Raw genomic sequence first — 15,923 nt, 5'->3', positions numbered from 1 at the left:
ATTATTATTATATCAATTGTTTATAGTACAGCGGTTTTAAGTACAATTCGTCATAATGAAAAAGCCTTATTAAAAGGATTAACAAAGGCAGAAAATGGAATTTATCATAAAGAAACTGAACTTCCAATTCGTTCAATTGATAATGAAATCGAATTGAAGATTCAAAAAATATCGAAACAAATAGAGGATTCAAGAAAGACTGTTCAAAAACTAGTCGATGAAAAGAAATTAATGGAATCTCAAACAATTGAAGATGTTGTAACGAAAGAAAGACATAGACTTGCTAGGGAATTACATGATTCTGTTAGCCAACAATTATTTGCAATTTCCATGATGATTTCGGCTATAAATGAACTTGGTGAAACAACCTTCAAAGAACAACTACAGTATATTGAAAAAATGGCTATTAATGCTCAATCAGAAATGCGTGCACTTTTATTACATCTAAGACCAGTTCAGTTAGAAGGGAAAAGCTTAAAAGAAGGTGTTGAAAAGCTTTTAACTGAACTAACAAATCGTCAAGCACTTCAACTAAAATGGAAAATTGATGATATTTCACTGTCAAAAGGTGTGGAAGATCATTTGTTTAGAATTATTCAAGAAGCTTTATCAAACACGTTGAGACATGCAAATGCAAAAACATTTGAAATACGGATTAGAAAAATTGAGGATTTTGTGTTAGTACGAATGATTGATGATGGAATCGGTTTTAACGTTGATAATCGTAAAACGGGTTCATATGGATTGCAATCAATTAGTGAACGTTCTTCAGAAGTTGGAGGTACTGCAAAAATTGTCAGTGTTCCAAATAGAGGAACACAAATTGAAGTAAAAATTCCGGTAATTGAATAGAGGTGTGCAAAATGATTAAAGTTGTATTAGTAGATGATCATGAAATGGTACGTATGGGTGTTTCTACATATTTAAGTACTCAATCTGATATTGAAGTTGTAGGTCAAGCTAGTAATGGAAAAGATGGTGTTCAGCTTGTACTGGAAAAACGCCCTGATATCATTTTAATGGACTTAGTGATGGAAGGAATGGACGGGATTGAAGCGACAAAGTCGATCATTTCTAAATGGCCTGAAGCGAAAATAATTATTGTCACAAGCTTTATAGATGATGAAAATGTATATCCAGCAATTGATGCAGGAGCAATTAGTTATATGCTAAAAACGTCAAGAGCTAGCGATATCGCAAACGCAATTCGAACAACTCATAAAGGTGGTTCGGTTTTAGAACCAGTCGTTACTGGGAAAATGATGAGTCGAATGAGAAAGTCTGTTCAGCGTGAATTACATGATGATTTAACGGCTCGAGAACAAGAAGTGCTCCACTTAATGACAGAAGGTAAATCAAATCAAGAAATCGCAGATGCCTTATTTGTTTCTTTAAAAACAGTTAAAACACATGTAAGTAATATACTGACAAAATTAGAAGTAGTAGACCGAACACAGGCTGTTATTTATGCTTTTAGGCATGGGATTGTAGAACAAAAATAAGGATGATTACAAAAAGAAGTCATAAAAATGGCTTCTTTTTTGCTTACTCAAAAGCAATTTTTTAGAAAAAAAGACAATAAATGATAAAATAGAAGTATTAGTTTAGCAAAAGAAAAGGAGCAATTGTTTGGATATATTGATTAGTCATAAAATAATTAAAGAACGATGCGGAATTGTCTCCTTCAAAAGGGGAGACTCTTTTTATCGCTCAAACAAAGTGATCATTGAAAAATATACTAAAAATACATGTACAGCAAGCGTAGAAGGATTTGAAAAGTTTACTGTTAATGTTACAAAAGAAGAAAATGGGGATTTTTATTGCACATGTACTTGCCCAAAACTAGCATCAATTAAAACAGATTGTCAGCACATAGCTGCTGTTCTCATTTCAATTTATGAGAACCAGAAAATAGATGTTTTTCCTGAAGTAGTTAATAAAGAAAATTACAATATGAGTATGTCGAATGGTATTTTAGCTTTATTTAATGAAAAGATGGTTCGAAAAACAAAACAACAAAGACATTTTGAAAATAGACAGATTGTTGATTTTGAGTTCGTTTGTGAAGTAGTTGAGATTAGAAATGGCTTTAAAATGATAGGTATTTCAATGATTTCTAAAACGAAAAAAGTAGAAAATATACGACAGTTTTTATGGAGCATAAAAGAGGGAAAACCAAGTGAAGTATCAACTGAGTTTATATTTGATCCTCTTTTCCATTGTGTGAAAGATGAAGTAAATTCGATATGGGAACAATTAATAAAATTATTAGATGATGAGATTATGTTTATTGATTCGTTATATATGAATAAAACGACAATATTTTCGAATGATTATATGATCATATCCCCATCAATTTTTAATGAATTAATCAATTTATTAACGACTACGAATAATGTAAAAGTAATTGAAAACGGCAATATTTATCATGGAATTTCGTTTTCTGAAGAGGAATTACCTTTAAAATTTGAATTTGAACTCTTAAATGGCCAGTACACATTAACTGCAAATGGGATCAATCAATTAACCATACTAGAGGCCTATTCTAAAGTCATTTATGATGGAAGAATATATAATTTAACCATTGAGGATTTTAATCGACTTGTGGAATTAAAACAATTAGTTAATAAAACAACTTCTGAAAAAATTCAAATTACAACTGATCAAATTCCTTTATACTTCGAACAAGTTATTCCAGGTCTAAAAAAGCTTGGCAAAGTTAATATTCCGCCGACTTTATCAAATCAATTTTCAAATACGCCACTAATCTCAAAGTTATATTTAGATCGAGTAAAAAATAAGTTTTTAGCAGGTCTTGAATTTCATTATGATCGAATTGTGATTAATCCACTTGATAAAAGAGAACCAAAGCTTAGTAAAACTTTAATTAGAGATGAGGAAAAAGAATTAGAGATTTTACAGCTAATGGAGGATAGTTCTTTTTCAAAAACAGAAGGTGGCTATTTTTTACAAAATGAAGAGCTGGAATATGAGTTTTTAAGACATATTGTACCTAAACTAGAAAAACTAACCGAAATTTATGCAACAACTGCAGTGAGAAATAGAATTTTTAAAGAAAATAAGAAGCCGCAAATACGAGTTAATATAAAAAAAGAACGAACAAATTGGCTAGAATTTAAATTTGATTTAGATATTCCTGAAAAACAAATTAAAGAAGTAATCCTAGCATTAAAAGAAAAAAGAAAATACTTTCGATTAAAAGATGGTACATTATTCTCACTTGAGACTAGAGAGTTACAGGAAATTCAACGTTTTTTAAATGCCGTTCCTTCTCAAGAATTAGATTATGAAAGTATATTGAACGTACCATTAAAACATGGACTAAATCTATTAAATACTATAGAAGAAACTAATTTATTTAAAACTGGGTACGAGTTCAATCAATTTTACGAAAGCTTAGTAAATCCGAATGAAGTAGAGATAGAGGTTCCAAATACTCCACATTATATTTTAAGAGACTACCAAATATATGGATACAAATGGATGAAAACTTTAGCTAAATTCGGATTCGGTGGTATTTTAGCAGATGATATGGGCTTAGGTAAAACACTACAAAGCATAACGTATATTCAATCGGTGTTAAAGGACATCCGTTCAAATAATGCACCAATTCTTATTGTTTGTCCAACGGCAGTAACGTATAACTGGCTAAGCGAACTCTTCAAATTTGCTCCAGAAATAGAAGCAATCGTAATAGACGGAAATAAGAATAATAGATTGAAATTACAAAATGAAATAGAGCGTATTGATGTCATCATTACCTCATATTCGCTTCTAAGAAATGATATTAAATGGTATGAAAAACAAAAGTTCCATACGGTTTTTTTTGACGAGGCACAGAGCTTTAAAAATCCTTTTACTCAAACAGCGAAGATTGTTAAAAAGATAAATGCTGATCAAAGATTCGCTTTAACAGGAACTCCTATTGAAAATTCACTTGAAGAACTTTGGGCGATTTATCATGTTGTTTTTCCAGAGTTATTTGGCGGTTTGAAGGAATTTAGTAATCTTACGAGAAAAACGATTTCTAAAAAAGTTCGACCATTCCTACTAAGGCGACTAAAAGTAGACGTACTTAAAGAACTTCCAGAAAAAATCGAATCGAATGAATCTGTTGAATTGCTTCCAGAGCAAAAGAAGTTATATGCAGCATATTTAGCAAAACTAAGGCATGACACCTTAAAACATTTAGCAGTTGATAAGTTTACATTAGGAAAAAATCATATAAGAATTTTAGCTGGATTAACTCGTTTAAGGCAAATTTGTTGTCATCCGGCCCTGTTTATTGAAGGATATGAAGGCAGTTCAGCAAAATTTGAACAGTTATTTCAAATTATAGAAGCGTCAAAAACGGCAGGTAGAAGAGTATTGATTTTCTCTCAATTTACTAAAATGCTTGAATTAATTGGTAGAGAGTTTGCTAAAATGGGAGAGCCATTCTTCTATTTAGATGGCCAAACGCCTTCAGAAGAACGACTTTCTATATGCGATCGTTTTAATGCTGGTGAAAATGACTTCTTCCTTATTTCATTAAAAGCAGGTGGGGTTGGACTGAATTTAACAGGAGCAGATACCGTTATTTTATACGATAATTGGTGGAATCCTGCCGTTGAAAATCAGGCAACAGATCGAGCATATCGGTTTGGGCAATTGAATGATGTTCAAGTAATAAAGCTGATCGCAAAAGGAACGATTGAGGAGAAAATGACTGAACTTCAAGCGAAGAAAAAACAGTTAATTGAAGAAATTGTTGAGTCAAATTCATTAACTTCATTAACGGAAGAAGATATACGCGAATTATTGATGCTATAACTAGCTCTACTTCTTCATTAACTTAGATTAATTTCATTCTTAAATAGTTAAATGCGAGTATATTAGTAATGAAGCTAAAAATTTTAATCAGTTAATATATGAAGAGGGAGAGCAAAACATGAGCAAAAATCGAAAATTTGTTAATGTCCTAGCTGGAGTCCCGGGACCAAAAGGGCGAGAGTTAATTGAATTACGCAATCAATTTGTTCCAAATGGAGTTGGTAATAATACTCCAGTTTTTGTAGAAAAGGCTAATGGTACAATCGTTGAGGATGTTGACGGAAATAAATTTTTAGATTTTGCTGGGGCAATCGGAACATTAAATGTAGGTCATACTCCAATGAATGTTGTACAAGCGATTAAAAATCAAACAGATTTATTAATACACTCATGTTTTCATGTTGGGATGTATAAGCCATATATTGATTTAGCAAAAAAATTAGCAGAAATAACGCCTGGGGACTTTGCCAAAAAAACAATTTTATTAAATAGTGGCGCTGAAGCAGTTGAAAATGCTGTTAAAATTGCAAGGAAGTATACAGGTAGGTCAGGTATCGTTTCATTTACAAGAGGGTTCCATGGACGCACTTTATTAGGGATGTCTTTAACCAGTAAAGTAAAACCATATAAATATAAAATGGGTCCATTTGCCCCTGCTACATTTAAAGCTCAATTCCCATATTTATCGAATCGTCCAAAAGATTTATCAGAAGACGAATATATAAACTTTTGTATTGCACAGTTTAAGGATTTTCTATTAACTGATGTTTCCCCAGATGAAATCGCAGCAGTCATAATGGAGCCTGTTCAAGGAGAAGGTGGGTTCATCGTTCCACCAAAGAAATTCGTTAAAGAAATTTATACTATTTGTAAATCCTATGGAATCTTATTTATTGCAGATGAAATCCAAACAGGTTTTGGACGAACGGGAGAATTATTCGCTTCAACGTATTTTGAGATTGAACCAGATTTATTGACAATGTCAAAATCATTAGCTGCCGGAGTACCAATTAGTGCGGTTACCGGACGTTTGGAAATTATGGATGCTGCTTCACCTGGTGAGTTAGGCGGAACTTATGGTGGTAGCCCATTAGGATGTGTAGCAGCACTTGCAGTAATTGAAAAAATTCAAAATGAAAAACTTTGGATTCGAGCGAAAGCGATAGGGGAAAAAATTAAATTGTTTTTCAGTGGACTAAAGGATGACTATCCAATTATTTACGATATTAGGGGATTAGGGGCCATGGTAGGAATCGAATTTATAGACCATGCTACTGGCCAGCCAGCAAAAGATTTTGTAGCAGCTCTAACAAAAAGATGTTGTGAAAATGGAGTCATTATACTAAGTGCAGGTGTTCATAGTAATGTTCTCCGTTTTTTAACACCACTGACTATTTTAGACGATGAATTAGACGAAGGACTAGATATAATCAAACAATCAATACATCAAGTTGTAAGTCAGCTTGTATCTGAGGTGAAGTAATATGAAAAAACAATTTTATATAAATGGAAGCTGGGTTGAGGGGCTAAAATATGAGGAGCTTTATGCTCCACATTCAGATGAAATTTTGGCTGAAATTCCAATCGCTACTATTGAAAATTTAGAAGATGCAATTATAGCGGCTAATAACGCAAGATCAAAAATGGATAAACTAACATCTAATGAAAGAAGCCTGATTTTGGAGCAATTAGTTGAACAATTTAAAGAAAATCGTTCACAGCTTGCTGAGATTTTAGCATTGGAAGCATCTAAACCATTAAAAGCGGCTTTAGGCGAAATTGATCGTACGATTGCTACTTATAAAATTGCCGCTGAAGAAGCAAAAAGAATATACGGAGAAACGATACCGCTAGATGCAGTCGCAGGTGGTGAAGGTCGAGTTACTTACACTGTTAGAGAACCAGTGGGCGTAATCGGTGCAATTACTCCATTTAATTTTCCATTTAATCTAGTAGCGCATAAAGTAGGCCCAGCAATTGCTGCAGGTAATACAATCGTCTTAAAACCGGCTAGCCAAACCCCATTGTCAGCTATTGCATTAGCAGAAATGATTGATAAAACAGATTTACCAAAAGGAGCATTTAATTTAATTACAGGTAAAGGCTCAAGTATTGGTGATGCATTAGTTAAGCATCCTGAAGTGAAAGCAATCACATTTACTGGTAGTCCTGAAGTAGGAATATCTTTAAAAAATAAAGCGGGATTAAAGAAAGTAACTTTAGAGCTTGGATCTAACTCAGCATTAATTATCGACGAAGGAGTTAATTTAACAGATGAGATAATTAATCGCTGCGTTTGGGGAGCTTTTATATATAACGGTCAAGTATGTATTTCGTTGCAACGCATATTTGTACATCATACTCTATATAAAGATTTCATAGTGAAAATGAAAAACGCGACTGAACGATTAAAACAAGGTTCACCATTAGACCTTCAAACAGATATTAGTGCATTAATCTCGAAAAAGGATATTGCTAGAATAGATGACTGGGTAAAAAATGCAATAAAAGACGGGGCCGAATTAGTAACCGGTGGCAATATAGTAGATGACCGCCTTTTCACACCAACGATCTTAACAAATGTTCAAAATAGTAGCGAGGTATCTTGTAGAGAAATATTCGGTCCAGTCGTTGTTATTAATTCTTTTGAAAATTTTGATGATGCCATAAATGAAGTAAATAATAGTCGATTTGGATTACAAGCTGGAGTATATACAGATAACTTACAACGGGCATTATACGCTACTAAAAAATTACACGTAGGTGGAGTGCTCGTAAATGATGTTCCAACGTTCAGAGTTGATTTAATGCCATATGGTGGAGTAAAAGAGAGCGGTTATGGAAGAGAAGGGATTAAATATGCAATTCAAGAGATGACAGAATTGAAACTTGTCTCGATCAAACTTTAATCTGTTTAAAAGGACTTATCATGATAAAAATGATAAGTCTTTTTGTATTCATAAACTTCAGAATTATATGTTATATTTGAAATTGACAAATATTAAAAGTTTAATAGTTTGAAGGGAGATAAACAGATGGAAATTCGCAAGCTTACAGTTGAAGATTTACCCGAATTTATACGCTTAAGAAAAGAAGGATTAATACTCTCGCCAGAAGCATTCGGAGAAAGTATATCTGAATATGAATTAAAAACAATGGAACAACATACAAATAATTTTCCTAAAACCTTCGATAATTTTATCGTAGGAGCATTTGACGAGGAAGAACTTGTTGGAGTTGCTGGCTTCTACCAAAAACGCTCTGAAAAAATGAAGCATAAAGGAACAATTTGGGGCATGTACGTCAATCCAAATTATCGTGGAAAAGGAGTAGGCAAGAAAGTTTTAGGCCAAGCAATTCAGCATGCTACTCAAATTGAAGATATTTTACAAATTGAATTAGCAGTCATTTCATCAAATATTTCTGCAAAAAAACTTTATGAATCTGTCGGCTTCGAAAGTTTTGGAACTGAAAAAAGAGCTTTGTTTGTAAATGGTGAATTTTATGATGAAGACCATATGGTTAAGATGATTAAATGATTATGTATGAGACGTTCTAGTTTTAAGTTGAACGTCTTTTATTATTTTGTTGATATTTTAGCGGGATATTAACTTAGAAAAACTAAATTTAACTGTCTTTATGATTAATCATCCGATATTATAGGCCATTGAAACTATGTAATTAACAGAATCTTAATGGTTAATGGGTATATCCATTTCAATGAAGAATAAAATAGAAATATAGATTCATAGGAAATGGGAGTTGGGGTATGAAAGATCGGACAGAAAAAAAATTCAATGTTCCAGTTGGCTCTAAAAGTGCAATGACGTTTGGTTCTGCTTTAGCTATTACAATATCTTGGAGTATTCATAAATCAGTTCTCTGGGCAATAGTTCACGGATTTTTTAGTTGGTTCTACGTTATTTACTATGTTTTGAATAGGTAGTATTTAGATTTTACATAATGATTGGAGGCTAAATCCTGGGGATTTAGCTTTTTTTGTGTATTGAAAATTAAGTAGTAAAAGAAGAGTAGTTGAAATTAAAGTTGAAGTGCAAATAAAAATAGAGAAACTGCAATTAAAATAAGTAAAACTGCAATTAAAATTAAGAAAACTGCAATTAAATTTGCTAGGATGACAATTTAGATAGAATAATAACCATACAGGTTGGGGTATTTTACCTAAATAATTGTTCAAAAGTAGCTATCCACAACCGGAAAATGGATAAATTGCTTCTAATTCATTCAAAAACGATTAAAAAAGTGAAGGAATCTATTCAATCTATCTTAATGGAAACCATAATCTCAGCTAAAATTGAAAAACTCGAATAGGATACCCCAGCTGATAGAATGAGAACAACTATATTTCTCGAAATTTAATGCAAACTCGCCTCTATTTAAACTCTTTGCACTTATACATATACTTAAAATTGGCAACTACGTCAAAATACATTCTAAAACTGAAATAAAGGACGCCTATTTGTCAGATACCATGCATTAGGACGGCCTCTTTATTTAGTATTTTTCTGCCACAAGCATGTGAACAGTAATGTCAAATAGCTTTTGAGCGAGTTCTTTATCAAATGTTTTCATAGCTAGACTAACTTCTTTTTCCATTTTAAAAGCGGTTAAAGAAGATTTTGGGGGACTTTCTACTAATTTTATGATTGGTTTAATTCCTTCTTCAATCGTTTTCCCAATTATTTTATACGACAATTTCATTACATTTTTCATCAATGGATTTTTAATCATTTCAAAAACGCCAGAAGTCTGTACTGCCCAAGGGTTATAAAGTACATATTTTATTTTATGAACAGTAAATTAATTATTACAGATATATACTAAATCGACTGTCACAATTTTAAAAGTAGGCATTTTTTTACAATAATAGTACCTTTATGAAGGAGATGGAAATAACGGATATGGCTCGATTTAATTTTGAGGGAGGACCTCCTCAACTACAAGATTTAGTTTGTCCTTTGACACTTACACAGAATGTAGTTGCATGGAGATGGAAAATCATCATCTTATGGCATTTAAGCCAGAGAACAAGGAGGTTTAACGAACTTCAAAGATTGTTACCTCGTATTTCAAAGGGAATATTGACGAGACAATTGAGAGAATTAGAAGAGGATGGAATGGTTCATAGGGAAGTCTATAAGGAAGATCCTCCGAAAGTGGAATACTCTTTAACTGATCTAGGTAAAAATTTTAATAGTGTACTCGATGCAATGAAAGATTTGGGGACGGAATTTATGAAAATAAAACTAGAAGAACATCATAATTCCACTCAAAACCAACAGCGGTAATACTTAAGGATGTTTTACGTAAGAAGACTACTAATCATGTTAACAGACCTCGTTTTTAGTAAATAACTTAGAAATGAAGGATGAATGTTCACAATTATAAACATAATAATGGTGATTCTAATGATAAGATAATGATAATTTAACTTTATAGTAGGAGATCTTTGATTGAAATCTAAAAAAATAATTCCTTCATTATCATCAAATTCAGTTTATCTTGGCGTTTTGTTAGCTTTAGTCGGTGGCTTTTTAGATGGATATACATTCATTAGTAGAGACGGTGTATTTGCTAATGCACAAACAGGTAATCTTGTGCTACTAGCAATCAATTTATCATACGGGAATTGGAAGAATTCGGTTGATTACATACTGCCAATCTTGGCATTTATTCTAGGTGTATTGGTGGCTGAATCTGTTAAGCATCCACGCTTAAGGGAGCTTTTATACAGCTATAGACGCTCTATTCTAATTTTAGAATGTGTAGTATTAATAATAGTAGGGGTATTACCAAGTAGTGTACCTAATATCGTAGTAACTGTTTGCATTTCATTTGTATCTTCATTGCAAATTTCAACTTTTACTCATTTAGATAAGTGGACATATAATTCGACAATGACAACCGGTAATATAAGAATTGCTTCACAGGCCGCGTATACCGCTTTTGTAAATCAAGACGAAGAAGCAAAAACAAAATTTAAGGAGTTTTTAGTGATTATCCTTTCTTTTTCGTTTGGAGCTTTATTTGGAAGTATTTCAACAAAATATATTGGGAATCAGTCGGTTTGGCTTGCTGCAGGAATCTTATTAATCGCCTTAATTTTATATCATAAAGATAAAGGGTATTTTAAGAAAAAGTACATCTACATAAATGAAAAATGAGCCACTATAATGGGCTCATTTTTTGTGAATAATATATGTAATTTCTATTTGAAAAATTGAATGATACATACAATAATAAGTGCAAATAAAACGGAAGGTAACATATTTCCAATTTTTATTTTTACTACGCCTAATGAATTCAATCCTAGAGCGATTAATAAAATACCGCCTGTACCTGAGATTTCGGCAATAATTGAATTCAGTAAATGCTGTGTGACTAAGTTTGGAACAAATGATGCAAAAATAGCAATAAAGCCTTCGTAGATTAAAACAGGTAAAGCGGAAAATAACACGCCAATACCAAGTGTTGATGTTAAAATGATTGATAGAAAACCGTCCATCATCGATTTTGTATATAAAATTTCGTGATTGTGGCGAAGACCGCTGTCTAGCGCACCTAGTATGGCCATCGCACCAACACAAAATAATAATGTTGAAGTAACAAAACCTTTTGAAATGGATCCTTCATTTTTAGAATGAAATTTACTTTCTATAAATAAACCTAATTTATCTAATTTACTTTCGATATCTAACCATTCTCCGACTACCGCACCTAATGAGAGGCTGAAAACAACGATTAGAATTTGATTTGTTTTCATTGCTAATGTAAAACCGATTACGATGATCACTAATGAAATTGACTGTGTTACTAAGTTTTTCATTCGATCTGGAATTCTTTTAATAAATACACCTAGTAATGAGCCAAAAATAATTGCTACTGCGTTGACAATTGAACCAAGTAAGACCATTTTTATCCCCTTTTATTTCTCTTTATTTAATCTATTTTCAAGACTATTTTTCCAATGTTTAAATTGTTCTCCATTCGACTATGAGCTTCATTTACTTCATGCCAACTATACACTGAATCGATTATTGGTTTTATTTTATTGTTTGTAAAAAGTGGTAAGACAAATTTTTTGAATTGATTCGTTAAATGTATTTTTTGTTCAAGCGTTTGTGAGCGCAAAGTACTTCCAATAATCGAAATTCTCTTCGTTAAAAGTGGTAATAAGTTCACATCATTTACTTTAATTCCACCCATTGTTCCAATTAATATCAGTCTACCATTTGTTGTTAACGATTGAAGATTTTGATGGAAATAGGATGCACCAATAAAGTCTAGAATAACATCGACTCCGGCATGATTAGTTATTTCTTCAACTTTCGTTTTAAAATCCTCATTTTTATAATTTACAACATAGTTTGCTCCCAAATCAGTACATGCAGCTAACTTCGATTCATTCCCTGCAGTAACGATTGATTTTGCTCCTAGTTCTCTTACAAGCTGAATTGCGGCTGTACCAACACCACTAGCTCCTGCATGAATTAACACTGTTTCATTTTCTTTTAATTTACCTAACTCAAATAAATTTAAGTATGCTGTCAAAAAGACCTCAGGTATGACTGCAGCATCTTCGAATGAAAGATGTTCAGGGATTGGAATTACTAAATCGGCAGGGATGGAAACATATTGCGCATAACCTCCACCTGGTAATAATCCGCAAACGCGATCACCAACATTCCAATTCGCTACATTTGCGCCAATTTGTTCAACAATGCCAGACATTTCTAATCCTAAAATCGGAGAAGCACCTGGAGGTACTGCGTACTTACCGTGTTTTTGTAATAAGTCAGCCCGATTAATTGCTGTTGCATGAACCTTTACAAGAAGTTCATTTTCTCCTAAAGCAGGCATTGGATAATCGTCAATAAATAATTGCTTTGCTTCATCAATTTGAACTGCTTTCAAATTCAAAACCACCTTTAATTTTAGATAATTCTTATCATACTATATAAATAATCGAAAGAATATTTTAAAAACTGAGACAGGTTAAGTTGTACAGAATATATTGTTATATGGAAAATGTAATAAGGTGAAAATAGCAATAAAGTGAATGTTATTTGAATGAACCTACACTTTTCTTTATTAACATCTTTTAATTGTACAAAAGAAACTCTAAGGTTTATTATTAGTTTATAAAGTAAACAGTTTATAATGTGAACTAATATAGGAGATGGTATACGTGTCAGAACTGCAGCAAGCAATTGATTTAACGAACTCATTATTCTCAATTGCACGCCAACTAAAAAGGTTAAGCTTTCAAACGGCTACTAAACTAGGTTTAACTGTTCAACAGTTAATTATATTGAATTCAATTCATAATAAGGAAGGTTTAACACAAAAAGAATTAACTGAAAGGTTACTATCTGCAAAAAGCAGAGTTAGTATTAGTATAGATGAGTTGGAGAAAAAGAATTACGTAAAAAGGGTAACTTCGGCTGTAGATCGACGAGAAACTCAATTATTTTTAACCTCTGAAGGAATACTTATTTGCCAACGTTATCGCGAAGAGTCAGAGGCATATAAGGGTTTAGCAAGCTCTATGGAACATTTTTCCGAAGAGGAGATTAATTCGCTTATTAGAATGCAAAAACAAATCTTAACTCATTTATTAAATGAGCAAAATACACTTTAGAAATTAGGAAGGGTTGAAAATTATGTCAGGATTTGGTGGAGGACCTCCAATGGGTCCCCATGGATTTGGTCGAATGCGATTTGATGAAAATGCACAAAAACCGAATATTACAAAAGCATTGCTGCTAAGAATTGGGAAATATTTTATGCCTTATTGGAAGCAAACTTTACTTGTGGTACTTATCTTACTAGTAACTTCGGTGCTAGGCATTTTACCACCTATTATTATTCAACATATTGTTGATACCGCATTACCAAATAAGAATTTAAGTTTACTAGTTTATCTCGTACTCGCCTCTCTTAGTACGACAATTATTTCAGGGTTGTTAGGCGTGTGGCAAAATTATTTAAATGCCTATGTTGCTCAAAATATCATTTACGATATGAGAAACCAAATGTATGTTCATTTACAGCAAATGCCACTCCAATTTTATTCAAATGTAAAGCAGGGTGAAGTAATCACTCGAATGACGGCTGATATTTCTGGTGTTAAAGCGGTTTTTGATAGTACGATTGTAAGTTTTGCTAATAATCTATTCATTCTTATTTCTACTGCTGTTACGTTACTGGTAATGAATTGGAAGCTAGGGATATTAGGATTAATCATCGTGCCACTATTTATTCTTCCAACTCGAAAAATGGGAAGTATCAGATGGAGTATTGCAAAACAGACACAGGAAAAAACGAGTGAGCAAAATCATATAATACAAGAAACATTGAGTATAAGTGGATACTTATTAATGAAGCTTTTTACAAAAGAAAAAAGAGAATATAATACGTTTGATGAAATTAATGTACAGTCTACTAATCTTAAAATAAAGGAATCTATGGCAGGTCGCTGGTTTATGATGATACTAAGTACATTTACTAGCATCGGTCCAATGTTAATCTATTTATATGGTGGGTATTTATATTTTCAAGGTGAAATAACAATTGGGGCAATCATTAGCTTTGTCGCTTTACTAGGCCGTTTATACGGACCTGTTGGTCAATTAACAAATTTATACGTCAATATCACAAGCTCAATTGCTTTATTTGAACGTATTTTTGAATATTTTGATATGAAATTAACAATTAAAGATCGAGAAAATGCAGTTGAAATGAATGTTATGAATCTAGATATTGAGTTTGAAGAAGTTTCTTTTAATTATCAAAAGGATAAAACTGCATTACAAAACATTTCCTTCATAGCCCCGTCTGGTACAATGACAGCTTTAGTAGGACCAAGTGGAGCAGGAAAGACGACGATTACAAATTTAATACCTCGTCTTTATGATATGACTTCTGGTTCAATAAAAATTGGTGGTCGAGATATTAGGGAATTCACTATCCAATCGTTGCGATCTCATATTGGCCTTGTGACACAGGATAGCTATTTATTTAATGGAACGATTAAAGAAAACCTATTATATGCAAAAGATGATGCGTCAGATGAAGAAATCATTGAAGCATGTAAAGCTGCCTATATACATGATTTTATCATGGAGTTACCAAATGGATATGATACGGTTGTAGGGAATCGAGGAATTAAGCTCTCAGGTGGAGAAAAACAAAGACTGTCAATTGCTCGAGTTTTATTAAAAAATCCTGAAATCATCATTCTTGACGAAGCAACATCTTCATTAGATACTTTATCAGAGTTTTATATTCAAAGTGCAATTCAAGGATTATTAAAAAATAAAACATCAATTGTTATAGCACATCGTCTTTCTACAATTATGGCTGCTGATCACATTATTGTGCTACAGGATGGAGAAATAGTTGAGGAAGGCAAACACGATGAATTATTGATGGAAAACGGTTTATATAAAGAATTATACAAAAAACAATTTGGTAAAAAAGCAATCGCATCGATTGAATAAATTGAACAAGGATGAGCTATTCGTAAATGAACGAATGGCTCATTTTTTTGTATAAATAAAGGTTTATCTTTATAATTCTTAAATTTATGTCTTTATAAGAGTCGTATTGAGGTGGATTAATGTATAGTCTATTGAAAAGCGGGTTGAATCATTAGATAAAAAAACAATCAAAAAAGATAACGTGGAAAACCACATTATATCTTTATGAAATTAAGGAGATTATGCAGAATGATTAAAAAAATCTTTAAAATCTTAGCGATCATAAGTGCCATTAGTTTGTTAATTTATCTTGGTTTTACTTGGAATGACAGTTCAAAAAGAAGCGAGTTATATCAGCAATTACTTCTCATGAGTATGTTGATTTTCAGTGGAATTGACAATTTACTAAGTATCCACAAAAAAAAGAAGCTTCTTGGAGTTTTGTACTTTGTAGTGGCATTTTTTATAACATATGTTGTTTTTACGAAATATGTATAAAAGTATTTATGCTTTCTATTAACCGATTTCGAAAAATAGGAATAACTCTTCACCTGTCCTTTATAGATTATTAAGGAGACTTAAAGGATT

Annotated in this window: 15 protein-coding genes; 12 read left to right on the top strand and 3 right to left on the bottom strand. The window is 32.3% G+C overall.

Features of this window, described 5'->3' with window-relative positions; translation table 11 throughout:
- The 7 genes from ACFCYN_RS22915 to ACFCYN_RS22885 form a co-directional block, all read left to right on the top strand.
- Nucleotides 1-852, top strand: an 852-nt coding sequence (locus ACFCYN_RS22915) for a sensor histidine kinase (protein ID WP_375952018.1), incomplete at its 5' end; no start/stop codon positions are given.
- Between the two features lie 11 nt (nucleotides 853-863).
- The gene (locus ACFCYN_RS22910) at nucleotides 864-1,502 is read left to right on the top strand and encodes a response regulator transcription factor (RefSeq protein ID WP_172444830.1); all 639 of its coding nucleotides are present in this window, start codon (nucleotides 864-866) and stop codon (nucleotides 1,500-1,502) included.
- A gap of 127 nt (nucleotides 1,503-1,629) precedes the next feature.
- Nucleotides 1,630-4,833, top strand: a complete 3,204-nt coding sequence (locus tag ACFCYN_RS22905; RefSeq protein WP_375952016.1) for a DEAD/DEAH box helicase — start codon at nucleotides 1,630-1,632, stop codon at nucleotides 4,831-4,833.
- Nucleotides 4,834-4,951: 118 nt separating this feature from the next.
- Nucleotides 4,952-6,316, top strand: coding sequence for a 4-aminobutyrate--2-oxoglutarate transaminase (gabT, locus tag ACFCYN_RS22900; RefSeq protein WP_375952014.1), 1,365 nt, complete (start codon nucleotides 4,952-4,954; stop codon nucleotides 6,314-6,316).
- 1 nt (nucleotide 6,317) lies between these two features.
- On the top strand, nucleotides 6,318-7,742 hold the full coding sequence (locus ACFCYN_RS22895) for an aldehyde dehydrogenase family protein (RefSeq protein ID WP_375952012.1): 1,425 nt from the start codon (nucleotides 6,318-6,320) through the stop codon (nucleotides 7,740-7,742).
- Nucleotides 7,743-7,868: 126 nt separating this feature from the next.
- Nucleotides 7,869-8,372 carry a GNAT family N-acetyltransferase gene (locus ACFCYN_RS22890; RefSeq protein ID WP_375952010.1) on the top strand — a complete coding sequence of 168 codons (504 nt, stop codon included), beginning with the start codon at nucleotides 7,869-7,871 and terminating at the stop codon, nucleotides 8,370-8,372.
- Nucleotides 8,373-8,602: 230 nt separating this feature from the next.
- Nucleotides 8,603-8,779, top strand: coding sequence for a hypothetical protein (locus ACFCYN_RS22885; RefSeq protein WP_179865442.1), 177 nt, complete (start codon nucleotides 8,603-8,605; stop codon nucleotides 8,777-8,779).
- A 569-nt stretch (nucleotides 8,780-9,348) separates the two neighbouring features.
- On the opposite strand, the gene ACFCYN_RS22880 is transcribed toward ACFCYN_RS22885, so the two are convergent.
- Nucleotides 9,349-9,585, bottom strand: coding sequence for a hypothetical protein (locus ACFCYN_RS22880; protein WP_375952008.1), 237 nt, complete (start codon nucleotides 9,583-9,585; stop codon nucleotides 9,349-9,351).
- A 170-nt stretch (nucleotides 9,586-9,755) separates the two neighbouring features.
- Here ACFCYN_RS22880 and ACFCYN_RS22875 point away from each other — a divergent pair, with 170 nt between their 5' ends.
- Nucleotides 9,756-10,142 (top strand): winged helix-turn-helix transcriptional regulator, encoded by a 387-nt coding sequence (locus tag ACFCYN_RS22875; RefSeq protein WP_375952006.1) that lies wholly within the window; start codon nucleotides 9,756-9,758, stop codon nucleotides 10,140-10,142.
- A 165-nt stretch (nucleotides 10,143-10,307) separates the two neighbouring features.
- Complete coding sequence (locus tag ACFCYN_RS22870; RefSeq protein ID WP_375952004.1) at nucleotides 10,308-11,018, top strand: YoaK family protein; 711 nt, start codon at nucleotides 10,308-10,310, stop codon at nucleotides 11,016-11,018.
- 44 nt (nucleotides 11,019-11,062) lie between these two features.
- On the opposite strand, the gene ACFCYN_RS22865 is transcribed toward ACFCYN_RS22870, so the two are convergent.
- Entirely contained in the window at nucleotides 11,063-11,767 is a 705-nt protein-coding gene (locus tag ACFCYN_RS22865; protein WP_375952002.1) for a DUF554 domain-containing protein, read from the bottom strand.
- Between the two features lie 26 nt (nucleotides 11,768-11,793).
- Nucleotides 11,794-12,768: an NAD(P)H-quinone oxidoreductase gene (locus ACFCYN_RS22860; RefSeq protein ID WP_375952000.1), complete on the bottom strand. Its 975-nt coding sequence runs from the start codon at nucleotides 12,766-12,768 to the stop codon at nucleotides 11,794-11,796.
- Nucleotides 12,769-13,042: 274 nt separating this feature from the next.
- On the opposite strand from ACFCYN_RS22860, the gene ACFCYN_RS22855 reads away from it, so the two are divergent.
- The 3 genes from ACFCYN_RS22855 (at nucleotide 13,043) to ACFCYN_RS22845 (ending at nucleotide 15,833) form a co-directional block, all read left to right on the top strand.
- Nucleotides 13,043-13,495: a MarR family winged helix-turn-helix transcriptional regulator gene (locus ACFCYN_RS22855; RefSeq protein ID WP_375951998.1), complete on the top strand. Its 453-nt coding sequence runs from the start codon at nucleotides 13,043-13,045 to the stop codon at nucleotides 13,493-13,495.
- 22 nt (nucleotides 13,496-13,517) lie between these two features.
- The gene (locus ACFCYN_RS22850) at nucleotides 13,518-15,356 is read left to right on the top strand and encodes an ABC transporter ATP-binding protein (RefSeq protein WP_375951996.1); all 1,839 of its coding nucleotides are present in this window, start codon (nucleotides 13,518-13,520) and stop codon (nucleotides 15,354-15,356) included.
- Between the two features lie 228 nt (nucleotides 15,357-15,584).
- Nucleotides 15,585-15,833: a hypothetical protein gene (locus tag ACFCYN_RS22845; RefSeq protein ID WP_172444821.1), complete on the top strand. Its 249-nt coding sequence runs from the start codon at nucleotides 15,585-15,587 to the stop codon at nucleotides 15,831-15,833.
- The last annotated feature ends 90 nt before the right edge of the window (nucleotides 15,834-15,923 follow it).

This window comes from Gottfriedia sp. NPDC056225 (genome assembly GCF_042267765.1).
Lineage (GTDB): Bacteria > Bacillota > Bacilli > Bacillales > Bacillaceae_G > Gottfriedia.
This window is presented reverse-complemented; position numbering and strand designations above follow the sequence as displayed.

What these genes read in the sequence shown, in the direction of transcription:
- ACFCYN_RS22910 (WP_172444830.1), top strand. Translation starts at nt 864, where the DNA reads ATGATTAAAGTTGTATTAGTAGATGATCATGAAATGGTACGTATGGGT.
- gabT (WP_375952014.1), top strand. Translation starts at nt 4,952, where the DNA reads ATGAGCAAAAATCGAAAATTTGTTAATGTCCTAGCTGGAGTCCCGGGA.
- ACFCYN_RS22895 (WP_375952012.1), top strand. Translation starts at nt 6,318, where the DNA reads ATGAAAAAACAATTTTATATAAATGGAAGCTGGGTTGAGGGGCTAAAA.
- ACFCYN_RS22890 (WP_375952010.1), top strand. Translation starts at nt 7,869, where the DNA reads ATGGAAATTCGCAAGCTTACAGTTGAAGATTTACCCGAATTTATACGC.
- ACFCYN_RS22885 (WP_179865442.1), top strand. Translation starts at nt 8,603, where the DNA reads ATGAAAGATCGGACAGAAAAAAAATTCAATGTTCCAGTTGGCTCTAAA.
- ACFCYN_RS22880 (WP_375952008.1), bottom strand. Translation starts at nt 9,585, where the DNA reads ATGATTAAAAATCCATTGATGAAAAATGTAATGAAATTGTCGTATAAA.
- ACFCYN_RS22875 (WP_375952006.1), top strand. Translation starts at nt 9,756, where the DNA reads ATGGCTCGATTTAATTTTGAGGGAGGACCTCCTCAACTACAAGATTTA.
- ACFCYN_RS22865 (WP_375952002.1), bottom strand. Translation starts at nt 11,767, where the DNA reads ATGGTCTTACTTGGTTCAATTGTCAACGCAGTAGCAATTATTTTTGGC.
- ACFCYN_RS22850 (WP_375951996.1), top strand. Translation starts at nt 13,518, where the DNA reads ATGTCAGGATTTGGTGGAGGACCTCCAATGGGTCCCCATGGATTTGGT.
- ACFCYN_RS22845 (WP_172444821.1), top strand. Translation starts at nt 15,585, where the DNA reads ATGATTAAAAAAATCTTTAAAATCTTAGCGATCATAAGTGCCATTAGT.